Annotated in this window: 23 protein-coding genes; 7 read left to right on the top strand and 16 right to left on the bottom strand. The window is 74.2% G+C overall.

Features of this window, described 5'->3' with window-relative positions:
* Positions 1-292: 292 nt before the first annotated feature.
* Positions 293-1,300 carry an alcohol dehydrogenase catalytic domain-containing protein gene (locus tag ABZ215_RS28685; protein WP_354952993.1) on the top strand — a complete coding sequence of 336 codons (1,008 nt, stop codon included), beginning with the start codon at positions 293-295 and terminating at the stop codon, positions 1,298-1,300.
* 2 nt (positions 1,301-1,302) lie between these two features.
* On the opposite strand, the gene ABZ215_RS28690 is transcribed toward ABZ215_RS28685, so the two are convergent.
* The 5 genes from ABZ215_RS28690 to ABZ215_RS28710 form a co-directional block, all read right to left on the bottom strand.
* Positions 1,303-2,436, bottom strand: a complete 1,134-nt coding sequence (locus ABZ215_RS28690; RefSeq protein ID WP_354952995.1) for a winged helix DNA-binding domain-containing protein — start codon at positions 2,434-2,436, stop codon at positions 1,303-1,305.
* Positions 2,437-2,462: 26 nt separating this feature from the next.
* Positions 2,463-3,506 carry an enoyl-CoA hydratase/isomerase family protein gene (locus tag ABZ215_RS28695; protein WP_354952997.1) on the bottom strand — a complete coding sequence of 348 codons (1,044 nt, stop codon included), beginning with the start codon at positions 3,504-3,506 and terminating at the stop codon, positions 2,463-2,465.
* Positions 3,503-4,150 (bottom strand): TetR/AcrR family transcriptional regulator, encoded by a 648-nt coding sequence (locus tag ABZ215_RS28700; RefSeq protein ID WP_354952999.1) that lies wholly within the window; start codon positions 4,148-4,150, stop codon positions 3,503-3,505. Before ABZ215_RS28700 ends, ABZ215_RS28695 begins: the two co-directional genes overlap by 4 nt.
* A gap of 79 nt (positions 4,151-4,229) precedes the next feature.
* Positions 4,230-4,991, bottom strand: coding sequence for a 3-hydroxyacyl-CoA dehydrogenase (locus ABZ215_RS28705; RefSeq protein WP_237337825.1), 762 nt, complete (start codon positions 4,989-4,991; stop codon positions 4,230-4,232).
* Positions 4,992-5,097: 106 nt separating this feature from the next.
* Entirely contained in the window at positions 5,098-5,616 is a 519-nt protein-coding gene (locus ABZ215_RS28710; RefSeq protein WP_354953001.1) for an NUDIX domain-containing protein, read from the bottom strand.
* Between ABZ215_RS28710 and ABZ215_RS28715 the strand changes: the two genes are divergently transcribed.
* Positions 5,615-5,902: a hypothetical protein gene (locus ABZ215_RS28715; RefSeq protein ID WP_354953003.1), complete on the top strand. Its 288-nt coding sequence runs from the start codon at positions 5,615-5,617 to the stop codon at positions 5,900-5,902. The two genes, ABZ215_RS28710 and ABZ215_RS28715, sit on opposite strands and share 2 nt — an antisense overlap.
* A gap of 47 nt (positions 5,903-5,949) precedes the next feature.
* Here the strand turns inward: ABZ215_RS28715 and ABZ215_RS28720 are convergent, their stop codons facing one another.
* Together ABZ215_RS28720 and ABZ215_RS28725 are read right to left on the bottom strand one after the other, a co-directional pair.
* Positions 5,950-6,159 carry a hypothetical protein gene (locus ABZ215_RS28720; protein ID WP_020420535.1) on the bottom strand — a complete coding sequence of 70 codons (210 nt, stop codon included), beginning with the start codon at positions 6,157-6,159 and terminating at the stop codon, positions 5,950-5,952.
* 74 nt (positions 6,160-6,233) lie between these two features.
* On the bottom strand, positions 6,234-6,356 hold the full coding sequence (locus ABZ215_RS28725; RefSeq protein ID WP_272883148.1) for a hypothetical protein: 123 nt from the start codon (positions 6,354-6,356) through the stop codon (positions 6,234-6,236).
* A gap of 181 nt (positions 6,357-6,537) precedes the next feature.
* Here ABZ215_RS28725 and ABZ215_RS28730 point away from each other — a divergent pair, with 181 nt between their 5' ends.
* On the top strand, positions 6,538-8,001 hold the full coding sequence (locus ABZ215_RS28730) for an ornithine decarboxylase (protein ID WP_354953005.1): 1,464 nt from the start codon (positions 6,538-6,540) through the stop codon (positions 7,999-8,001).
* 6 nt (positions 8,002-8,007) lie between these two features.
* On the opposite strand, the gene ABZ215_RS28735 is transcribed toward ABZ215_RS28730, so the two are convergent.
* Together ABZ215_RS28735 and ABZ215_RS28740 are read right to left on the bottom strand one after the other, a co-directional pair.
* The gene (locus tag ABZ215_RS28735) at positions 8,008-8,661 is read right to left on the bottom strand and encodes a response regulator transcription factor (protein WP_354953007.1); all 654 of its coding nucleotides are present in this window, start codon (positions 8,659-8,661) and stop codon (positions 8,008-8,010) included.
* Positions 8,649-9,770: a histidine kinase gene (locus ABZ215_RS28740; RefSeq protein WP_354953009.1), complete on the bottom strand. Its 1,122-nt coding sequence runs from the start codon at positions 9,768-9,770 to the stop codon at positions 8,649-8,651. Before ABZ215_RS28740 ends, ABZ215_RS28735 begins: the two co-directional genes overlap by 13 nt.
* Positions 9,771-9,879: 109 nt before the next feature.
* Between ABZ215_RS28740 and ABZ215_RS28745 the strand changes: the two genes are divergently transcribed.
* Positions 9,880-10,401, top strand: coding sequence for a YceI family protein (locus ABZ215_RS28745; RefSeq protein ID WP_354953011.1), 522 nt, complete (start codon positions 9,880-9,882; stop codon positions 10,399-10,401).
* A gap of 14 nt (positions 10,402-10,415) precedes the next feature.
* Here the strand turns inward: ABZ215_RS28745 and ABZ215_RS28750 are convergent, their stop codons facing one another.
* Genes ABZ215_RS28750 through ABZ215_RS28760 form a run of 3 tightly spaced genes read right to left on the bottom strand, consistent with a single transcriptional unit; the run spans position 10,416 to position 13,188 of the window.
* Positions 10,416-11,426, bottom strand: coding sequence for an ABC transporter permease (locus ABZ215_RS28750; protein ID WP_354953013.1), 1,011 nt, complete (start codon positions 11,424-11,426; stop codon positions 10,416-10,418).
* A complete protein-coding gene (locus tag ABZ215_RS28755) occupies positions 11,423-12,070 on the bottom strand; it encodes an ABC transporter ATP-binding protein (RefSeq protein ID WP_020420542.1) in 648 nt (215 codons plus the stop codon). The genes ABZ215_RS28750 and ABZ215_RS28755 overlap by 4 nt, the downstream gene beginning before the upstream one ends.
* A 17-nt stretch (positions 12,071-12,087) precedes the next feature.
* On the bottom strand, positions 12,088-13,188 hold the full coding sequence (locus tag ABZ215_RS28760) for a polyprenyl synthetase family protein (RefSeq protein ID WP_020420543.1): 1,101 nt from the start codon (positions 13,186-13,188) through the stop codon (positions 12,088-12,090).
* 356 nt (positions 13,189-13,544) lie between these two features.
* On the opposite strand from ABZ215_RS28760, the gene ispH reads away from it, so the two are divergent.
* Genes ispH through ABZ215_RS28775 form a run of 3 tightly spaced genes read left to right on the top strand, consistent with a single transcriptional unit; the run spans position 13,545 to position 16,247 of the window.
* On the top strand, positions 13,545-14,834 hold the full coding sequence (gene ispH, locus ABZ215_RS28765; RefSeq protein WP_354953015.1) for a 4-hydroxy-3-methylbut-2-enyl diphosphate reductase: 1,290 nt from the start codon (positions 13,545-13,547) through the stop codon (positions 14,832-14,834).
* Positions 14,831-15,877: a hypothetical protein gene (locus tag ABZ215_RS28770; RefSeq protein ID WP_354953017.1), complete on the top strand. Its 1,047-nt coding sequence runs from the start codon at positions 14,831-14,833 to the stop codon at positions 15,875-15,877. Before ispH ends, ABZ215_RS28770 begins: the two co-directional genes overlap by 4 nt.
* 19 nt (positions 15,878-15,896) lie before the next feature.
* Positions 15,897-16,247, top strand: coding sequence for a hypothetical protein (locus tag ABZ215_RS28775; RefSeq protein ID WP_354953019.1), 351 nt, complete (start codon positions 15,897-15,899; stop codon positions 16,245-16,247).
* A gap of 589 nt (positions 16,248-16,836) precedes the next feature.
* Here the strand turns inward: ABZ215_RS28775 and ABZ215_RS28780 are convergent.
* The 4 genes from ABZ215_RS28780 to ABZ215_RS28795 all read right to left on the bottom strand — a co-directional run bounded on the left by ABZ215_RS28780 (position 16,837) and on the right by ABZ215_RS28795 (position 20,563).
* Positions 16,837-17,613: an adenylate/guanylate cyclase domain-containing protein gene (locus tag ABZ215_RS28780; RefSeq protein ID WP_354953020.1), complete on the bottom strand. Its 777-nt coding sequence runs from the start codon at positions 17,611-17,613 to the stop codon at positions 16,837-16,839.
* A gap of 576 nt (positions 17,614-18,189) precedes the next feature.
* Complete coding sequence (locus ABZ215_RS28785; protein ID WP_020420547.1) at positions 18,190-18,789, bottom strand: energy-coupling factor transporter transmembrane component T; 600 nt, start codon at positions 18,787-18,789, stop codon at positions 18,190-18,192.
* Positions 18,786-19,460 (bottom strand): ABC transporter ATP-binding protein, encoded by a 675-nt coding sequence (locus ABZ215_RS28790; protein ID WP_354953023.1) that lies wholly within the window; start codon positions 19,458-19,460, stop codon positions 18,786-18,788. Before ABZ215_RS28790 ends, ABZ215_RS28785 begins: the two co-directional genes overlap by 4 nt.
* Entirely contained in the window at positions 19,457-20,563 is a 1,107-nt protein-coding gene (locus ABZ215_RS28795) for a thiolase family protein (protein WP_354953025.1), read from the bottom strand. The genes ABZ215_RS28790 and ABZ215_RS28795 overlap by 4 nt, the downstream gene beginning before the upstream one ends.
* Positions 20,564-20,588: the final 25 nt, after the last annotated feature.

Genomic DNA, 20,588 nt, shown 5'->3' on the forward strand with positions numbered 1-20,588 from the left:
TCCGCGGCTGCCGGTCACCGCGCGGAACAAAGACCCGCGGGCCGGCTTCCCCAAGCCGGCCCGCCGTCGGAGACCGCCTGCCCTGTGGCCCCGACCGGCCGGGCATCGACCTCCCGCGGGCGCCATCCCCCGACGGAACCCGCTTTCCCCGCCGTGCGGTGCCCCGAGCACCCGCACGTGCTCCTCCAGTATGCGCCCGGGAAGACCGTTCCTGGCAAGGCGGAAGTCCTCAAAGTGAGGACTTTGTGCCCATTGCCGTCCACAGTGGATCTTCCCGGTTAGGCTCGGGGCCATGCGCGCGTTCGTGGTCACCGCTCCCGGCGAGGGCGGCGTGGTCGAGGTCGAGCCGCCGTCCGCCGCGCCGGGCGAGGTGGTCGTCGCCGTGGCGCGGGCCGGGATCTGCGGCACCGACGCGGAGTTCTTCGACGGCAGCATGCCCTACCTGCACGACGGGCACGCCCGGTATCCCATGCGGCTGGGGCACGAGTGGTGCGGCACGGTCGTGGAATCCGGCGACGGCGTCGACCCGGCCTGGATCGGCAGGCGGGTCACCGGGGACACGATGCTCGGATGCCGCGCCTGCCGCCGGTGCCGCGGCGGCCGCCAGCACCTGTGCGAGACCCGCACCGAGATCGGGATCCGCGGCGGGCGGCCGGGCGCGCTGGCCGAACGCCTCGCCGTGCCGGTGACCGCGCTGCACCCGCTGCCGGACGCGGTCGGGGCGGCCGCGGGGGCGATGGTCGAGCCGGGCGGCAACGCGCTGCGTGCGGTGCGTGGCGCGAATCCGCGCCCCGGGGACCGGGTGCTCGTCCTCGGCCCGGGCACGATCGGCCTGCTGTGCGCGATGTTCGCCCGCGCGGCCGGCGCGGAGGTGCACCTGCTGGGCGCCGCCGCCGCCTCATTGGAGTTCGCCCGCTCGCTTGGTTTCCGCGACGCCTGGTCCCCGGACCGCTTGCCGGGGCTGCCGTTCGACGCGGTGATCGACGCGTCCGGGGCGCCGGAGCTGCCTGCCAGGGCGGTGGAACTGGTCGAGCCGGGCGGCCGGGTCGTCTACATCGGCTTGGCCGGGCGGCCGAGCCTGCTCGACACGCGCCTGCTGGTGTTGAAGGACGTCACCGCGGTCGGCGTGCTCTCGGCCTCCCCCGGCCTGGCCGGGACGATCGAGCACTACGCCAGCGGCGCGGTCGACCCGGTGCCGCTGGTCGCCGCGACCGTCGGGCTCGGCGAAGTGGCCGCGGTGCTCGCCGGCGACCGGCCCGCGGGCGGCGCGCCGAAGATCCACGTCGATCCGCGCCGCTGACCTCAGGCGTGCGCGCCGACGGTGACCGGCCCGATGGTCAGCCGCGGCTCACGGCCGAGGACCTCCCCCAGCCGGGTCACCTGTTCGTCCAGCTCGCGCCGGTGCGCGGCGCTCAGCGGCGCGAACGGTTCGACGGTGAGGTGGACCGCGCGGCCGGAGCGGCGCTGGTGCCACACCCCGCCTGCCACGCCGTCGACGAGCAGCACCGGGAAGTTGCCCGCCTGCCCGCGGGCGAGGCACCGGTGCGCGGCCACGCCGGGGAAGAGCAGTTCCCGCGGGAAGCTGCCGACGACGTGGGCGTCGAAGAGTGGCAGCAGCCGCAGCGCGGGCGCCGTCCGCCTACCCGGCAGGGTGTCGTCGGCGTTCAACCACATGCGCTCGCCGTCGAGGTCGACCGGGCGCAGGCCGGCGCGGGCGAACAACGCCGACGCCCACTCCACCGGAGCGGACAGCCAGCGCGCGAAGTGCTGGGGCGTGGCCGGCCCGTAGGCGTGCAGGTAGCGGGCGAGCACGCCGGTCAGCGCGGGTTCCCTCTCTTCCGGCCGGAACCTGGGCAGCCACCGGCGCGGGCTGGTGTAGGTGACCTGCCGCCCGCGGTCGCGGCCGAAGCACAGCGCGCCCCGGTGCGCGGCCGTCGCCAGTGCCTGGCGCCAGCGCGGCCAGAACCCCTGGAACGCCGGCATGACGAGGTCACCCGCCCACGGGCCGACACGGTCGACGACCGCGCCGGTGAGTTCGTCGGCGGTCAGTTCGGCGTCGGCGAGCACGTCCGCGACGGCCCCGACGATGCGATCGGTCTGGTCGTCGGTGAGCCGCACCGCGGACGGCATGGTCGAACGCTGCGGGACCGCGGGCAGCGCACCGGTCCACCGGGCCAGATCCCGCGCCGGCAGCAAGTGCACAGTGCCGCGCGGGCCGAACGTGCGGATCAGCGTGTGGTCGGCGACCGCATCGCGAACGTCGTCCGCGGTGCCGCCGGTGCGCAGGGCGGCCGACACCTCCGCGGCGGTGCGGACCTGGGCGTGCGCGCCGCACATCGCGGCGACGGCGTCCGCCGGGCTCGCCGCGGGGCGGGACAGGAAGTGCCGGTCGAGGCGGCGGGCTTGGACGGCGGTCCACGAAACGCGGTCGGTCATGACGGGAACGCTAGGCGGCAAAGCGGTCAGAAACCGTCCTCGATGGCGTCGACCAGGCCCCAGTCCAGCGCCGTCACCGCGCTCAGCGGCCGCCCGGACAGCGCCGGCCACAGCGTGCGCCACCGGCCGATCCGGCGCGGCACGCTCACCGTGCCGCCCGTGCCGGGGATCAGGCCCATCGCGACCTCCGGCAGCCGGAACACGGTGTTCGCGTGCGCCACCACGCGGCCGGCGAACGCCGCCAGCTCGATGCCCGCGCCGACGCACGCGCCGTGCACGCGCACCTCCGCGCGCCCGGCGATCGCGTGCAGTGCCCGCGCGGCTCCGGCCCTGGTGCGGAGGAAGTGCGCGGTGACCAGGTCCGGGGTGGTGCCGAACTCGTCGAGATCGCCGCCCGAGCAGAACGCGGGACCGGCTCCGTCCAGCACGACCCGGCAGTCCTCCACCGCAGCGGCCCGCAAGGCGTCGACGAGCGCGTCCCGCAGCTCGCGGCCGTAGGCGTTGCGGCGGTCGGGCCGGTTGAGCGTCACGCGCAGCAGGTCGCCGTCGCGAGCCAGGAGCACCGGCGGTTCGGCGGCGGGCGGCGGCAGTGGCCGGTTTCCGCGCCCGCTCAGCCAGCGCGCGAACTCCGGCCCGCCGAGCAGCGTCGAGTAGGCGAACGACTCGACGTCCAGCGCGGCGGCGACGTCCAGGCGTCCGCTGGCCCGCAGCACCTGGCTCAGCACCAGCGCCGCCTGCGGGTTCGCCTCGGCCGCCTGCCGCAGCACCTCCGCGTCGCCCGCCGGGTCGTCGCTCGCCGCGAACTGGGGGCCGCTACCGCAGCCGTCGGCCGCGAACGTCAGGTCGAGGGCGTCGGCCAGCGCCCAGCGCTCGTCGTCGACCGGGCGGCAGGCGGCACCGACCAGGATCCGTTCGCACGTCCGCGCCGTCCGTGCGGCGGCTTCGACGACGTCGGCGGGCACGGGCTCGTCGAGGTCGACCACGACCAGCGGCCGCCGCACCTGACCGGCGTCGTCCAGGAGCGGGTCGTGCGCGGCGCCGTCGGCGAGAGCGGCGATCCCCACGGTCATGCCGAGCGGGCCCTCCGCCGCGGCCGTGCCGCGGGCCGCTTGTGCACGCCGACGGTCATCAGCGCGATGTCGACGTAGCGCTCGGCCAGCTCGTCCGGCGACAGCGGGCCGCCGTCCGGGTGGTACCAGCGGCCGATCGACTGGAGCATGCCCAGCAGCGCCCGCGCGGTCTCCGCGGGCCGCTTCGCGACGAACAGCCCCTCGGCCACCCCGTCGGAGACGATCCGCGTGACCAGGACCTCGATCTCCTTGCGCCGCGCGGCGTACCGCTTGCGGTTGGCCGGGGACAGGTGCCGCAGCTCGAAGTCCAGCGCGGCGAGCCGGGTGCGGTGCGCCATGTGCAGCACGATCGCCTCGACGGCGTTGACCAGCTGCAGGTCCGGCCGCTCGCCGGCCTCCTCGACGGCCTGCCGCACCCGCCAGTCGAGGTCGCTCGTGGCCTCCTCGACGAGCGCGGTGAACACGCCTTCCTTGTTCTCGTGGTGGTAGTACAGCGCGGGCACCGTCTGGCCGACCCGCCGCGCGATGTCCCGCACGGGGGTGCCGTGGAAGCCCTGCTCGTAGAAGGCTTCCAGGGCGGCCGCCAGGATCGGGGTCAGTTCGAGCGGTCCGTACTCCCGCCACGCGCCCGCGGGTCGCGTCATGTCCAGCCCATCGAAGAGGTCACCGGAAAACGATAACGGGACGCGGCGGCGGGCCGGGGCGCCGCCGCCGCGTGCCGGGTCAGCGCGGGGCCATGCGGATGGCGCCGTCGAGGCGGATCGTCTCGCCGTTGAGCATCGGGTTCTCCACGATGTGCCGGGCCAGCGCCGCGAACTCGGCAGGGTCGCCCAGCCGCGAGGGGTGCGGCACCTGAGCGCCCAGCGACGCGATCGCCTCCTCCGGCAGGGTCGCGAACAGCGGCGTGTGGAACAGCCCCGGCGCGATCGTCACGACGCGGATCTTCAGGCTCGCCAGGTCCCGCGCGATCGGCAGGGTCATCCCGACGATGCCGCCCTTGGACGCCGAGTAGGCGGCCTGCCCGATTTGCCCGTCGAACGCCGCCACGGAGGCGGTGTTGACGATGACGCCGCGTTCCTCGCCCACCGGCTCGGTCTTGGCGATCCGCTCCGCGGCCAGCCGGATCACGTTGAACGTGCCGACCAGGTTGACGTTGAGGACCTTGACGAACGCGTCCAGCGGGAAGGCGCCCTGCTTGCCCACGGTCTTGTGCGCGTTGCCGATGCCCGCGCAGTTGACCGCGATCCGCAGCGTGCCCAGCGCCTCCGCCGCGTCCAGCGCGGCGGAAACCTGGGCCTCGTCGGTCACGTCGGCCGCGGCGAACACCACCCCGTCGCCCAGTTCCTTGGCCACCGCCTCGCCCTGCGACGAGGGCAGGTCCACGATGACGACCTTCGCGCCCTTGCCGTGCAGCTCCTTGACCGTCGCCAGCCCGAGCCCCGACGCGCCACCGGTCACCAGCGCGACCGCGTTGCCGACCTCCATGTCGCAACACCCCTTCCGTTCGCCCGTCCCGGCCGCCGCCGGAACCTTGCTTAGCGCACGTTAAGGGAGATCGACCGCGCGGGGAAGGCCCGCGGGGCGGATGTCTTCAGCCGCGGGACTCCACGGCGAGCGCGATCAGGTCCGGCATCCAGTCCGCGCTCGCGCCGAGCAGCGCCTGCACCTCGGCGACCGCGGCGAGGCGGACCTCCACCACCTGCTCGCCGTCATCGGGATTGCCCGGCTCGCCGACGATCTCCACCTCGGCCGCGCACCACAGCCACGCCTTCTCCGGGTGCGGCTGGTGCGGCCGGTAGGGCTCGGGCCGGTCGCTGACGCAGTGGTGGGCGCCGATCCACCGCAGCTCGCCGGTCAGGCGGGCGCCGGCCTCCTCGGCCAGTTCGCGGGCGACGCACTCGCCGATGCTCTCCCCCGCCTCCCGCGTGCCGCCGGGCAGGAACCAGCCGTACCGCTCGTCGCGGCACACGACGATCCGGTCGCCGACGAAACCGGCGACGTGGATGTTGGTGACCAGCTCGTCGGCGGGCGCCGCGGTGGAGAACACCGCGTCCAGACCGCCCCACTCCCAGCGTTGCGGCGCGAACAGCAGCGGGCGGTCGATCTTCATGGACCGGATCGTACTGGCCCGCCGCGGACGGTCAGGCCAGGTTCTGCCGCTCGCCGCCGCCGAGGGGGTGTCCAGTGCGATCCGCGCGACGGGGGTGGCCAGGCCGGTGAGCTTCGCCGCCGAGCAGGGATCGACCGACTTCTGCCCGGGCTCGGAGGAGATCGTGGGCCGCGCCATCGCCGCGGGCCGCCGCGACGACCTCGTGCTCGCCATCAAGGCGGGCCCGCTGGAGCAGGTGGTAGCCCTCGCGCGGGGCGGCAGGCGCGACGACCCCCGCGGATGGTGAGGCCGTTGTTTATGGCCGCGCGGATCGTCCTGGCCCGCCGCGGCCGGTCAGGCCAGGTTCTGCCCGGCCCACTGGCTGCGGATGCGCCGCCAGGCCAGCGCGTAGGGCTCGGCCGGATCACCCGGCCGGACGATGCCGTTCGCGACGTCGGAGCGCGAGCGCGCGAGCTCCCGCTCGGCGAGCGAACGCGGTACGTGGAGCACTTCGACGATCTGCCAGAAGAGCTCGCCCGGCCCGGCTTCGGTCCCGTCCGCCATGCTCGCAGAATGGCGGCTCCCGCCTGCCTCCGCCACCGCAACGCCGGATTCCACGCGATCGGAACCCGGCCGGGTCACGAGACGGCCTCCTCCACGACCCCCTCGGCGGCCGACGTCACCTCGTCGGCCTGCAGTTCGGACCAGTCGAGCCCGATCGCGGCGACCACGTCGTCGAAAATGGGTGTCCGGTCGCTCATCGGGCGCCCGGAACAGGCTTGGCACACATACGTTCCCCTCCAGCGTCGTGCACAGCCACGGCGAGTCGGAAATTAACACGCGGCCAGCAGTGGCCGCCACGCGGAATCCCATGAACGGGGGACACCTTTCCGGGGGTGGGGACGGAGTTTGCCGTTGGCCCGCAGGGGGAATCCCCGCCGCGTGGATCATGCGCAGGCGCCGGTGATCGAAGCCATCCAGCGGTACCGCGAGCGCGGTCACCTGGGGTTCATCCCGCCCGGGCACAAACAGGGGCGCGGCATCGACCCGCGGCTGGCCGAGGTCGTGGGCCGGGACGTGTTCGCCTCGGACATCATCCTCATGAACGGCCTCGACGACCGCCGCATGTCCCAGGGCGTGCTGGCCAAAGCCGAGGAGCTGATGGCCGACGCGGTGGACGCCGAGGAAGCCTACTTCTCCACCTGCGGCAGCTCGCTGTCGGTGAAGAGCGCGATGCTCGCCGTCGCCGGGCCGGGCGACGAGCTGCTGGTGTCCCGCAACGCGCACAAGTCCGTGGTGGCCGGGCTGATCATCAGCGGCGTGCGCCCGGTGTGGGTGCACCCGCGGTGGGACGGGCGGTTCCATCTCGCGCACCCGCCGGGGCCGGAGGACGTGCGGGACGCCTTCGCCGCGCACCCGGGCGCCAAGGGGATGTTGCTGATCACGCCCACCGACTACGGCGGGTGCGCCGCGATCCGGGAAACCGCGCGGGTGTGCCACGACCACGACGTGCCGCTCATCGTGGACGAGGCGTGGGGCGCGCACTTCCCGTTCCACCCGGACCTGCCGTCGTGGGCGATGGACGCCGACGCCGACATGTGCGTCACCAGCGTGCACAAGATGGGCTGCGGCCTGGAGCAGGGCTCGGTGTTCCACCTGCGGGGCGAGCGGATCGACCCGCAGGCGCTGGCGTCACGGGCGGACCTGCTCGGCACGACGAGCCCCAGCGCGCTGATCTTCGCCGGGCTCGACGGCTGGCGGCGGCAGATGGTGCAGCACGGCGAGGAGCTGCTGGGGCGCGCGCTCGAACTGGCCGCGTCGGTGCGGGCGGAACTGGCCGCGATCCCCGGGATCCGCGTGATGGAGCGGGACGACCTGGTCGGGCCGCGGCTGGCCGACGACCACGACCCGCTCAAGATCGTGCTGGACCTCGTGGAGCTGGACCGGTCCGGCTACGACGCGAGCGAATGGCTGCGCGAGCAGCACCGGCTCGACATGGGACTGTCCGACCACCGGCGGATGGCCGCGCAGATCACGATCGCCGACGACGAGGAGACCACCGGACGGCTGCTCACCGCGATCCGCGACCTGGCGGAGCGCGCCGGCGAAATCCGACCCGCCAAACCGGTCGACCTGCCCGAGCCGGGCGAACTGGAGCTGGAGCAGGCGATGCTGCCGCGCGACGCGTTCTTCGGCCCCACCGAGGACGTGCCGCCGGAGGAGGCGATCGGGCGGGTGTGCGCGGAGGTGATCAGCCCGTACCCGCCGGGAGTGCCCGCGGTGGCGCCGGGCGAGGTCATCACCCGGCCCGTCGTGGACTACCTGCTGAGCGGCCTCGACGCCGGCATGTACCTGCCCGACCCCGCGGACCCGCAGCTGAAGACGTTCCGGGTCGTCCAACGCTGAGGCGCCTCAACAGAAACCGGCGTCGTGCGCCATGAGCGCGATCTGGGTCCGGTTGCCCGCGTCCAATTTGGACAGCACCCGGGTGATGTGTGCTTTGACGGTCGCCACGCTGAGGAACAGCTCGGCGGCGATCTCGGCGTTCGTCAGTCCACGACCGACGCCGAGGGCGACCTCGTGCTCGCGTGGGCTGAGCGCGGCGAAGGCGGCGCGGGCGCGTTCGTAGGACCCGGCTTCGACCGCGGCCCGGTCCATGAGCCGTCGCGTGATGCGCGGGGACAGGATCGGATCTCCCGCGGCCACGCGGCGCACGGCGTCGGCGATCTCCGCGGGCGGCGCGTCCTTGAGCAGGAACCCGCTCGCCCCGGCGCGGAGGGCGCGCAGCACGTTCTCGTCGGTGTCGAACGTGGTCAGCACGACGACTTCGGGCGGGTTCGGCCGCGCGCGCGTCCGGTGCGTGGCGAGGATCCCGTTCAGGCGCGGCATCCGGATGTCCATCAGCACGACGTCGGCGGGGTGCGCGTCAAGCGCGGCGGGCACTTCGTCGCCGTCACCGGCCTGCCCGACCACGGCGATGCCCGGCGCGCCGTCGAGCATCATCGTCAGGCCGGACCGCACCAGGGCGTCATCGTCGACGATCAGCACGCGGGTCACGCCGGCCACGGCAACTCCGCCGCCAGCCGGAACTCCCCCGCCACCGCACCGTGGTCCAGCCGCCCGCCGGCCAGCCGCACCCGCTCGGTCAGCCCCACCAGCCCGATCCCGCCACCCGGCCCGGGCGCGGCGCCGGACACCGGGTTGGACACCACGATCCGCAGCCGCGCGCCGGGCGCGCCACCGAGCTCGACGCGGACCGGGCTGCCGGGGGCGTGCTTGCGCGCGTTGGTCAGCGCCTCCTGCAGCACGCGGTAGGCCGTGCGGCCGGTCGTGCCGGGCACCGCGGCCGCGTCGAGCGTGTCCCGCACCTCGACCGGCGTGCCGACCGCGCGTGACTCCTCGACCAGCTCGGACAGCCCGGCCAGCGTCGGCAGCGGGCCGTCCGGGTCCTCGTCGGTGTCCCGCAGCAGCGCGATCACGTCCCGCAGCTCGTTCAGCGCCTGGTGCACCGTGGCCCGGATGACGCCGGCCGCCTGCGCGATCCGTTCCGGCGAGCTGTCCGGCCGGTACTCCAGCGCCCCGGCGTAGGTCGCCAGCAGCGACAGCCGGTGCGCGAGCACGTCGTGCATCTCGCGGGCGATGCGGGTGCGCTCGGCCGCGCGGGCCTCGGCGATGCGGCGGCCCTGCTCGGCCTCGGCGCGGCGGGCGCGTTCGGTGAGCGACAGGATGAGCTGGCGGCGGGCTTCGGCGAGCGCGCCGCCGCCGACGAGCGCGGCGTGCCCGAGGACCACGAGCACGACCCACCACTCGTAGGGCAGGCCGGGCGTCGGCCGCCACAGTCCGCGCACGAGGTGGCCGGCGACACCGGCCGTGGCGACCCCCACCGCCACGGCCAGCGGACCGCGCCGCGCGATCTGCACGACGCCGATGCTCGCCGGCGGCGTCGCGGTCGGGACGAACGCGGTCAGCACCATGAGCACCACCGCGGAGGGCACCGGCCACCGGAACAGCAGCGGCACCAGCACGCAGCCGAGGACGCCGACGACGAGATCCGCGACGAGCGGCGCGCCCCGGACACCCGAGACGATCTCCCCCGCCGCCGTCGCCGCGAATCCCGCCGCGGCGGCGACGGTCAGCGCCGTCCTCCCCCGCTCGCAGAGCAACTCGCCGTGCACGTGGAGGAGCGTACGGGTGCGGGAGCCGGGACGACCAGCGACCAAAGTCGACATCGGTCGACACCGTCGGCCGACGCGCGGCTGGTGGATCTCCGCCAGACTGGCGGCCATGACGGCTTCCAGCACGATCGAGATCCCCGCCGCGGGCGCCTACCGCATCGACGCCACCGGCTCACGACTGTCCTTCACCACGCGGCACTTCTTCGGCCTCGGCCCGGTGCGCGGGACGTTCCGGCTGCGCGAGGGGCGGGTGACGGTCGCCGATCCGGTGACCGAGTCCGGGGTGGTGGCCACCATCGACGCGGCGAGCATCGACACCGGCAACGCCACCCGCGACCGCACGGTGCGGTCCGGGCAGTACCTGGAGACCGACCGGCACCCCGACATCGTGTTCGCGTCGACGGCGGTCGAGCGGGACGGCCTGGGCTGGGTCCTGCGCGGCACGCTGACGGTGCGTGGCACGAGCGGCCCACTGGACGTGCACGTCGACTCGGCGGTCACCGAGGGCCCGCGGCTGCGGGTGCGGGCGCACAGCCGGGTGGATCGCTACGCGTTCGGCGTGACGGCGATGAAGGGCATGACCGGGCGCCACCTCGACCTGGAGCTGGAACTGGTCGCCGAGCGGGCTTGATCCGCACCCGAGCGTCAACCACCTGGCGCCGCGCTGGCCGAGCCGAGCGATTTCTCCGACAGCGGCAGCCATTCCGGCATCCGCAGCGGCGCGGGCTGCTCCGTGCACACCATCACCGGCCCGCGCCGCGACTCCACCTCCAGCGTTCCGTCCGACCGCAGCCGCACCGTCACCACCGCCGCCTCCGGCTCGCCGGGGCCGCCCGTGTGCCGCGAGTGGTCCTTGGTCCGCAGGTAGAACGCGCCCAGCCCGAACGCGGCGAACACGAGCAGCCACAGCGGCCCGAGCATCAGGTACCCGAACGACGCCGAGGCGGTGAACGTGGCCGCGACCCCGCTCTGCATCGGCCCGTACGTGGGCAGGAACCGCAGCACCGCCTGGTCCTTGCCCGGGTTGATCACCGGGTTCTGCACCATCACGTCGACCAGGCTGACCATGATGATCACGAACATCCCGGCCAGCTCGGTCGGCACCGCCACCCCGAGCGCCACCCCGAGCCCGCCGTAGGTGAGCCCCGCCGACAGCAGGCTCAGGAACAGCATCCCGCCGGATCGCGGATCGCAGTAGAACCCCATCACGATGCTCGCGTAACCGGACACCACGGTCGCGACCAGCACCAGCCCCGCCAGTTTCGCCAGCAGCAGCACCGGCCGCGGGAACCCGGCCAGCACCAGCCGCTGGTCGAACTCCCGCGCCCGCCGCACCGACGCGAACAACATGAACCCGATGATCAGCGTGAGCGCGTTCAGCGCGCCGGAGATCAGGGCGAGCTCGCTCGCGTCGACAGTGATCGGCGCGGGCGCGATCCGCGACTGGTACTCGATCGGCCGCGACGGGATCACCGTGCGCACGATCGCCAGCCAGCACGGGATGAAGAACACCACCAGCAGCAGCGCCAGCCGGTTCCGCGCGTGCTGCGCGACCTCGAACGCGATCGCCTTGAGCAGCGCGGCGTGCCAGGTCGTCGAGTCCGCGATCCCGGCCTGCCAGCGCCGTGCCCGGTCCACCAGCTCACCGACGGTCATGACGCGGCCTCGAGTTCGGCGCCGGCCATCGCGTCGGTGGGCTCGACCTGGCCGCGGGTCAGCCGCAGCAGCCGGTCGAACCGTTCGGTGTCGTGCGCCAGGTGCGAAATGACGAGCACCGACCGGCCCTGCGCGCGCAGCTGGTCGGTCAGCGTCCAGAACGTCAGGTAGTTCTCCCAGTCGAACCCCTGGTAGGGCTCGTCCATCAGCACCACGTCCGGGTCGTGCATCAGCGCCAGCGTCAGGTTGAGCTTCTGCCGCGTGCCACCGGAGAGCACCCCGGCGCGGACGTGCCGGAACGGGGTGAGCCCGAGCCGTTCGGCGACCGACTCGGCCACCGTCAGGTCCTCCAGGTGGTAGGCGCTCTGGAAGTACCGCAGGTGCTGGCCCACGGTCAGCTCGTCGTTCACGACGATCCGCTGCGGGCAGTAGCCGAGCCTGCCGCGGTGCACCACTTCGCCGCGGTCGGCGCGCAACACTCCGGCGAGGATGCGCAGCAGGGTGGACTTGCCCGCCCCGTTTTCGCCGAGGACGCCGAGCAGCTCGCCGGGCCGCAGCCCGAACTCGACGCCCCGCAGCACGTGGCGCGCCCCGAAAGACTTGTGCAGGTTCACCGCCTGCAACACGTAGTCCGATTTGGACACCGGATCTCCCTTCCCGGTCAGCGGGTGCGGCGGGTGGCCTGGCGCACGAGCTCCGCGCAGGCGCGGCGGGCCGTCGCGGGCAGGTCCGCCGCCTCCAGCGCCGCGAGCGCCTCGCGCGCCCTGGCCTCGATCAGCTCGCCGACCGCGTCCTCGGCACCGGTGTCGGAGATGACGGCCCGCAGCCGCGCCGCGCCGTCGGCGTCCAGTTCCGGATCGCCGTGCAGCCGCCGGATCACCTCGCGCTGCCCCGGCCGGGCGCGCCGCCAGGTCAGCGCCATCAGCACGGTCTGCTTGCCCTCGCGCAGGTCGTCGAGCACGGACTTGCCGGTGGTGCCGGGTTCGCCGAACACGCCGAGCAGGTCGTCGCGCAGCTGGAACGCCTCGCCGAGCGGGCGGCCGTAGGCGGTGCACCAGCGCAGCAGATCGGGGCCGCCCCCGGCGAGCGCGGCCCCGATCTGCAACGGCCGTTCCACGGTGTATCCGGCGGTTTTCAGGCGCAGCGCGCGCCAGGCGCGGTCGAGCACGTCCTCGGTCCACTCGCCACCGAGGTCGAGGTACTGGCCGACCATGACCTCGCTGCGCATCGCGTGCAGCACCGGCGCGGCCCGCCGCAGGTCGTCCTCGTCCAGGCCCGCGGTCAGCAGCATTTCGTCGGCCCAGGCCAGGCACAGATCGCCGAGCAGGATCGCGGCGTTCACCCCGAAGCGCGCGGCCGCATCGGGGTCGTCGCCGTGGTACCGCGCGGCGAGCCGGCGGTGCATCGAGGGGCGGCCGCGGCGCAGGTCGGAGCCGTCCATGACGTCGTCGTGGATGAGCGCGAAGGAGTGGAACAGCTCCAGCGCCGCGCCGACCCGCGCGACCGCTGCGCCGGCCGGGTCACCGCCCGCGGCGAGCCATCCGCAGTGGCAGAACAGGGGGCGCAGCCGCTTGCCGTCGCGGACGAACTCGCGCAGCAGGTCGACCAGCGGCGGCAGGCAGCGGTCGGCCGGATCGCGGGACTGCGCGTCGAGGAACTCGCCGAGGACGGCGTCGACCTCCTCCCGAGCCCGGCCGAAGTCCGGTTCCGCCGGGGCGCGCGGTCGCGGGGGTGCGGTCACATCGGCGAGCCGAGTCGACATGAATTCTCCTCGATTGCTGGGGAAAGACGCGGTCGGAGAAGTAGCACCGGAGCGGACGGGTGAAACGGCGAATTCGCCGCACCACACTTCCGGGAGCCGGGGCCGACCTTGTGAGCGAGCATTCGGGTTTCCTCATCGCGGACGGTGAACAACCCAGCGGCGCAGCGAACCCGTTGCGGCGCAACGGAAACAAAAACTCGTTCGAATGAAGCTGCGCCGCGGGCTTGAAACCGGACCCGCGCTTCGGGCACCGTTGAGTTGTCCGGCGATCACCGGAAACCCGAAATCCTTTGTCTGCCAGCATTTTCCGCTGCGCTCGCACCGCCGCCCGAAATGGGCGGAACAGGAGGAACCGCATGACCGTCCCCATCCGCACCGGGAAAGTGGTGCCGCTGTTCGCCGCGCCCGGCGCCGATGTGCTGGTGCCACACGAGATCCGCTGGCGTGACGGCACCGAACCGTGCCCGGCCGCTCCCCTGCTCGCCGGGGGACTGCGGCGCCGCGGGCTGCGGGTCGCCGACGGGGTCGTCCTCGCCGGATCGGGCCCGCCACCGGGGATCCCGCCCGGCGGCCGAGCGGCCTTGGCCCCGGACTGGGCAGGCGCGCCTGCCGGTCCGCCGGGGCCTGCCCTCGGAGTGGGACACCTCAACACCGGGAACCTCCGCCCGGGACACGGCGAGGCCATCCGTGCGGAGCTGGCCGCGGCGGCCCAGGCGATGCGGCCGCGCGTGGTGCTGCTGGCCGCGCCGCGCTCGTTCTGCGCGGGTGTCGAACGGGCGATCCGCACCGTGGAGCGGGCGCTGGCCGAGCACGGCCCGCCGGTCTACGTGCGCAAGCAGATCGTGCACAACACCCACGTGATCGACGATCTGGCCGCGCGCGGCGCGGTGTTCGTCGACGAACTGGACGAGGTGCCACGCGGGCAGCTGGTGATCTTCTCCGCGCACGGGGTGCCGCCGTCGGTGCGCGCGCACGCCCGGGAGCGAGCGCTGCGGGTCGTCGACGCGACCTGCCCGCTGGTGTCGAAGGTGCACGCCGAGGCGCGGCGCTTCGCGGGGCGCGGTGACACGGTGGTGCTGATCGGGCGCCACGACCACGAGGAGATCGTCGGCACCGCGGGCGAGGCGCGGGAGTCGACGGTGGTCGTGGAGACCGCGGGCGACGTGGCGGGGCTGCGGGTGCCGGATCCGTCGCGGGTGTCCTACCTGACGCAGACGACGCTGGCGGTCGACGAGACGGCCGAGGTGGTCGACACGCTGCGGGAGCGGTTCCCGGCGCTGCGCGGGCCGCGGTCGGACGACATCTGCTACGCCGCGACCAACCGTCAGGCCGCGGTGCGAGCGGTGCTGGACGAGGCGGACCTGCTGCTGGTCGCGGGCTCGGCGAACTCGGCCAACTCGCGGCACCTGGTGGAGCTGGCCCACCGCCAGGGGAAGCCGGCGCACCTGGTCGACCGGTGCGAGGACATCCGGTTCGCCTGGCTGCGCACCGCCGCCACGGTCGCCGTGACGGCGGGCGCCTCGGCGCCGCCCGAGCTGGTGGACCGGCTGGTCGCGGCGCTGGGCGGCCTCGGCCCGGTGACGGTCGAGGAGCGGGTCACGGCGGTGGAGACCGTGCGGTTCGGCGAACCGGCGGTACCGTCGTGACCACCGTCGAGCTGCGGCCGTTCTTCTGCCCGGTCGAGTCGCGGATCCACCCCGACGTCGAGCTGATCGAGGAACGCGCCATCGCCTGGCTGGACCGGGTCCGCTTCTACCGCGACGAGACCGAGCGGATGCGCGTGGTGGGCACGAACAGCGCCGAGTTCTACGCCCGCTTCGCCCCGGACGGGATCACGGAGAACGTGGAGGCCGCGGCGCGCTGGGTGTACTGGGGTTTCGCGTTCGACGACGCCCGGTGCGACTCGGGTGAGTACGCGCACTCGCCGCACGAGTTCCTGGTGATGGCCGGGCAGGTGCAGCGCGCGCTGGAGACCCCGTGGCACGCGCCACCGGACGGCGATCCGCTGGTCCTGGCACTGCAGGACATCGGGCGCACGTTCGCGGCGTGCGCGACGCCTGTGCAGGTGCGCCGTTTCGCCGACGCCCACCGCGCCTGGCTGTTCGGGGTGGCGTGGCAGATCGCCTGCCAGGGCCGCGGGCGCATGCCGGACCTGGCCGAGTACACCGCGATCCGGCTGAACAGCGCGGGCGGGCCGCCGACGCTGGCGATGCTCGAAATCGCCGCGGGGCAGGAGGTTCCGGCCGCGGAAATGGATTCACCTGCGGTGCGGGCGCTCACCGAGATGACGATCCTCGTCGCCTCGTGGGACAACGACCTGCACTCCTACCGGAAGGAGGAAGAGGAGGACCAGACCGGCATCAACCTGATCAACGTGCTGCGCGCGCGGCACGGGCTCGGCGCGGAGGAAGCCGTGGCGCGGGCCTACGCGCTGCGGGACCGCGTGATGAGCCGGTTCCAGCTGCTGCGGTCGGAGGTCGCGGCCCGGCCGGTCAGTGGTGCGCTGCGGACCTACCTGGACGGGCTGGGCCACGCGATCCGCGGCAACACCGACTGGGCGCTGCGGGTGCCGCGCTACCACGGTTACACCGGCCCGGGCGAGGACCCGCGCTGGGCCGACGCGCCGTCGGACCCGTGCGCAGACCCCGTGCCCATCCCCGCCATCGCCTGGTGGTGGGACTCGCTGTGAACACACTCGTGGAGGAGTCATGAAGCGAAACGTCATCCGGAGCCTGATCGCCGTCGCCACCCTCGGCTCGGCGCTGGCGCTCACGCAGGCGCCCGCGTCCGCCCAGGAGACCGACTCGGCGCCAGCGCTCACGCAGGCGCCCGCATCCGCCCAGGAGACCGACTCGGCGCCGGTGCCCACGCAGGCGCCCGCATCCGCCCAGGAGACCGGCTGGGCGCCGGTGCAGGACCTGGGCAGCGCCTACTTCTGCCAGGCCGCGGGCATCGCCGGGCAGACCTTCGGCCGCTGGCAACCCGGCGACTGGCGATGCGTCGGCCCGGTCCTGTGGGTCCGCAACGACCCCCTCCTCGCCGGCGGCGCCCCAGCGTGAGCCTCGGCGCGGCGGGGCCGGTGAGGCGGGCTCGGTCGGCGGCCGGACCTGATCGCGCGAGGCCGGGCCTGATCAGGGTCACGCCCCATGCCAAGCCACGCCACGCCACGCCACGCCAAGCCAAGCCAAGCCAAGCCAAGCCAAGCCAAGCCAAGCCAAGGAGGATCCCACACCGACCAATCCGGACAAACCCCTTGCGGCCCGCCGCCCTCGGCGGCTCCGCCGCACGACGGGACACCACCTCGGCGGATCCGCCCCACGACCGCCAACCACCTCGGCGGGTCCACCACGACGGGCCACCACTTCGGCGGGTCCACCCGCTGTGGGGGCCACCCCCGGCGGCTCCGCCCTACGACGGGCCTCCGCCTTCGACGGGTCCACCCCACCACGGGCCTCCGCCTTCGACGGGGTCTGCGCCACGACCGGCCGCCACCCGCGGTAGGTCCCGCGGTGGAGGCCACCCTCTGTGAGTCCGCGCCACGACGGGCGGCCACCCGCGGTGGGTCCGCCCCATGACGGTCCGGTTCCGGGCCGCGACAAGGCCGGTGGGCGCCGTGTCCCCATCTGCGGCGTCCACCGGCCGCCGGTGTCAGCGCGGCTCGACCGCGAAGATCTCCAGGTCCCGGGGCGTGCCCTTCGCGCGGAACCAGCGTTTGCGGCGCACCTCGAAGCGCTCCGGGTCGAGCGCCTCCCGCACCGGGGCCGAGATCAGGACCTGCCCGCCGCCCGCGGCGTCCGCCACCCGCGCGGCCACGTTGACGTCCACGCCCAGGTAGTCGTGCCCCACCTTGCGCGGCGTCCCGGCGTGCAGGCCCGCCCGCAGGCTCGGCCGGTGCCCGGAGATCTCCAGCTCGGCGACCCGCGCGCACGCCCCGACCGCCGCCTCGACCCCGGCTTCCGGCTCGGCGAAGACCGCCATCAGGCCGTCGCCGAGGCGTTTCACCACACGGCCACCGCGGCGGGTGATCTCGGGCTCGCTCACGCGCCCGACCTCGCGCAGCAGGCGGAGCGCGGCGTCGTCCCCGGCTTCGAGCGCCCACGTCGAGAAGCCCACAAGGTCGGTGAACAGGATCGTGATATCCGCGGTCTCGGTGGCGCGCCGGGAGTCGGTGAACGCCTGCCACACCTGGACCGCGGTCAGGCCCAGCTCGCGGAGCACGCTCGGCTCCGGGTTGTCGGCCAGGGCGCGCGCCAGCCGGTGCGATGGGAGCCGACCGGCGGTGGACAGCGGGTCGCCCATCTCGCTGTCGCCGGGCGCGAGCCGCCGCACGAACCGCGCGGTGCGGAGCAGGCTCTCCCGCCGATCGACCTCGCGCAACGCCTGGCCCAGCCTGCTGCGGCGGCCACCGGGGGCCTCGTCGGTCACCGGCCCAGAATAGAGCCCGACGATCATCCCCCGCGACGCGTCAGCCATCACCCCCGCTGCCTGCCGTGGCGGCCACCAGGCCCCGGCCACCCGGCGGCCAGGACAGCGGCCCGCGATCACCCCCGCGACACGTCACCGATCACCGCCACCACCTGCCGTGGCGGCCACCAGGGCCCGCCGGCCGGCCATCATCCCCCGCAACACGTCAGCCATCACCCCCACCACCTGCTACGGCCAGCCACCACGGCCTCGCCCGTGACCAGGCGACCAGGACAGCGACCCGCGATCCCACCACTCACCCAGCGGCCCACGATCACCCCCGCGACGCGTCAGCGGTCACCCTCCCCACCTGCTACGGCGAACCACCACGGCCTCGCCCGTGACCAGGCGACCAGGACAGCGACCCGCGATCCCACCACTCACCCAGCGGCCCACGATCACCCCCGCGACGCGTCAGCGGTCACCCTCCCCACCTGCTACGGCGAACCACCACGGCCTCGCCCGTGACCAGGCGGCCAGGACAGCGACCCGCGATCCCACCACTCACCCAGCGGTCCACGATCACCCCGTGACGCGTCAGCGGTCACCCTCGCCGCGGGCGGCGAGCGCCTCTCCCAGCTCGTCGGCGTGCCGCAGCGTCCGGACCAGGAACGGGACGGTCAACGCGACCACCGAGCGGTCCGCGCCGCGCGCCTTGGCCGCCTCCCGGACCTCGCCGGCGATGCCGGTCAGCGTCGCCACGGCCTGCAGCGTCAACCCGACCAGCAGCCCGAGCCGGTCCGGCCGCACCCCGAACCGCCGCAGCGGGCCCAGCCCGCGCTCGATCGCGGTCACCAGGTCGTCGACGCGGGTCGTGACCGTCACCAGGTTCGCGGCGGCCAGCGCGGCGACGATCCGCAGGCACACCACGACCGCCGGCTCCAGCCCGAGCAGCCACCACTGCAACGCGAACACCACCGCGACGAGCAGCCCCAGCGACCGCAACAACCCCCAGCACCGCCGCCAGGACACCCGCGCCACGGCGTAACCGGCCACCGCGACCGCGCACAGCACCCCGAGCCACACGGGCGACCGCAACACGAAGATCACCACGGCGAGCGCCAGCAGCACCAGGAACTTCACCCCCGCCGGGGTGCGGTGCAGGACGCTCGTCCCCGGCTCGTACCAGGCGTTCACGCGGTCAGCTTCCGGTACCAGGCCAGCGCCGGCCCGGGCGCGTCGTCCGCCACGACCCGGCCCGCGTCCAGCACCACGACCCGGTCGAAACCACCGAGCAGCTCCAGGTCGTGCGTCACCAGGACCACCTGCTGCGGCAGCCCGGCCAGGGTCTCGGCGAACCGGCGCTTGTTGCGCAGGTCCAGCAGCGTCGTCGGCTCGTCGCAGACCAGGATGTCCGGCTCGAGCACCAGCATCGCGCACAGCGCCAGCAACTGCTTCTGCCCGCCGGACAGCTGGTGCGCCGGGTGGTCCACGTAGTCGCCGAGACCGTAGCGCGCCAGGACCTCCGCGGCCCGCGCCGCGCGCTCCGGTTTGGACAGCCCACTGCGGCGCAGCGAGAACGCGACGTCCTCACCGGCGGTGGGCATCACGATCTGGCTGTCCGGGTTGGTGAACAAGAACCCGACCCGCTTGCGCACCGCCCGGCCCTCGCGCACCGGGTCCAGCCCGTCGACCAGCACGCGGCCTTCCGTGGGGGCCACCAGTCCGTTGATCGTGCGCGCCAGCGTGGACTTGCCGGAACCGTTGGCGCCCACGAAAGCCACCCGCCGCTCCGGGATGCGCAAGTCCACATCGGACAGCACGACCCGCGAGCCGTACGCGTGCCCGACGCCCTCGAACTCGATCATCCCGTCTCCCACCTCGTCGCCACACCCACACCGCCGCCGGCGGACAGCGCGGCCAGCCCGCACGTCCCGGCCCGCCGCCGCACCAGTGTGCCGAACAGCCGCACGACCAGCACGGCGCCCGACGCTCCCCACGGGTGACCCAGCGCGATGGCCCCGCCGTCCGGGCTCACGACCTCCTCGTCGATCCCCGCCGCGTTCAGGCACGCCAGTGCCTGCCCGGCGAACGCCTCGTTGAACTCGACCACGTCCGGCCGCCGGTCCAGCACGCGCCGCATGGCGGGCACCGCGCCGAGGCCGAGCCGGTTCGGGTCCACCGCCGAGGTCGCAGACGCGGCCAGCCGCAGCCCCGGCACCCCCAGCCGCCGCTGCACCCGCTCGCTCACGATCAGCACCGCCGCCGCGCCGTCGTTGATCCCGCACGAGTTCGCCGCCGTCGCGGTGCCGTCCGGGGTGAACGCGGGCCGGAACCGGGCCAGCCGAGCCTCGGTGAAGCCGTCGCGCGGCCGCTCGTCACGCACGACCCCGGCCACCGGCACGATCTCGGCGTCGAACCGGCCCGTCCGCTGCGCCGCGACCGCGCGGGCGTGGCTGCGCGCGGCGAAGGCGTCCTGCCGCTGCCGCGAGATTCCGGCCTCCGCGGCGACCAGGTCGGCCGCCGGACCCATGTCCGGATCGCCGATCTCCGCCGGCGCGAACGGCGCCCGCGTGTAGAACTCGCCCGGCTCGCTGCTCCCGTCCACCCGCCAGGCGCGGAACGGCGCGGTCGACGCGCTCTCCACCCCGCCCGCGAGGAACACTTCCCCCTCGCCGGCGCGGATCATCGCCGCCGCGAGGGTGATGGCGGCCAGACCGCTCGCGCACTGCCGGTCGACGGTCACCCCGGGCACCGCGAGGCCCGCCCGCAACGCGGCGACCCGCGCGGGGTTCCCGCCCGGCCCGAACACGTTCCCCAGCACCACGTCATCCACAGTGGACAGACCGGCGTCGTCGAGGGCGGCGCGCAGCACGGGCGCGGCGAGCTGGTCCACCGGCACCCCGCGCAGGGCGCCGAAGGCGTTGCCGATGGCAGTCCGCCGCGCGGCGATCACGACGGGGGTGGTCACGGCAGCTCCCCGGACAGAGTCCCAA

Origin of the sequence: Amycolatopsis sp. NPDC006131 (assembly GCF_040614175.1) — a bacterium.
Classification (GTDB): Bacteria; Actinomycetota; Actinomycetes; order Mycobacteriales; family Pseudonocardiaceae; genus Amycolatopsis_E; species Amycolatopsis_E tucumanensis.

What these genes read in the sequence shown, in the direction of transcription:
- ABZ215_RS28685 (WP_354952993.1), top strand. Translation starts at nt 293, where the DNA reads ATGCGCGCGTTCGTGGTCACCGCTCCCGGCGAGGGCGGCGTGGTCGAG.
- ABZ215_RS28690 (WP_354952995.1), bottom strand. Translation starts at nt 2,436, where the DNA reads ATGACCGACCGCGTTTCGTGGACCGCCGTCCAAGCCCGCCGCCTCGAC.
- ABZ215_RS28695 (WP_354952997.1), bottom strand. Translation starts at nt 3,506, where the DNA reads ATGACCGTGGGGATCGCCGCTCTCGCCGACGGCGCCGCGCACGACCCG.
- ABZ215_RS28700 (WP_354952999.1), bottom strand. Translation starts at nt 4,150, where the DNA reads ATGACGCGACCCGCGGGCGCGTGGCGGGAGTACGGACCGCTCGAACTG.
- ABZ215_RS28705 (WP_237337825.1), bottom strand. Translation starts at nt 4,991, where the DNA reads ATGGAGGTCGGCAACGCGGTCGCGCTGGTGACCGGTGGCGCGTCGGGG.
- ABZ215_RS28715 (WP_354953003.1), top strand. Translation starts at nt 5,615, where the DNA reads ATGGACCGGATCGTACTGGCCCGCCGCGGACGGTCAGGCCAGGTTCTG.
- ABZ215_RS28710 (WP_354953001.1), bottom strand. Translation starts at nt 5,616, where the DNA reads ATGAAGATCGACCGCCCGCTGCTGTTCGCGCCGCAACGCTGGGAGTGG.
- ABZ215_RS28720 (WP_020420535.1), bottom strand. Translation starts at nt 6,159, where the DNA reads ATGGCGGACGGGACCGAAGCCGGGCCGGGCGAGCTCTTCTGGCAGATC.
- ABZ215_RS28725 (WP_272883148.1), bottom strand. Translation starts at nt 6,356, where the DNA reads ATGAGCGACCGGACACCCATTTTCGACGACGTGGTCGCCGCGATCGGG.
- ABZ215_RS28745 (WP_354953011.1), top strand. Translation starts at nt 9,880, where the DNA reads ATGACGGCTTCCAGCACGATCGAGATCCCCGCCGCGGGCGCCTACCGC.
- ABZ215_RS28750 (WP_354953013.1), bottom strand. Translation starts at nt 11,426, where the DNA reads ATGACCGTCGGTGAGCTGGTGGACCGGGCACGGCGCTGGCAGGCCGGG.
- ABZ215_RS28760 (WP_020420543.1), bottom strand. Translation starts at nt 13,188, where the DNA reads ATGTCGACTCGGCTCGCCGATGTGACCGCACCCCCGCGACCGCGCGCC.
- ispH (WP_354953015.1), top strand. Translation starts at nt 13,545, where the DNA reads ATGACCGTCCCCATCCGCACCGGGAAAGTGGTGCCGCTGTTCGCCGCG.
- ABZ215_RS28775 (WP_354953019.1), top strand. Translation starts at nt 15,897, where the DNA reads ATGAAGCGAAACGTCATCCGGAGCCTGATCGCCGTCGCCACCCTCGGC.
- ABZ215_RS28790 (WP_354953023.1), bottom strand. Translation starts at nt 19,460, where the DNA reads ATGATCGAGTTCGAGGGCGTCGGGCACGCGTACGGCTCGCGGGTCGTG.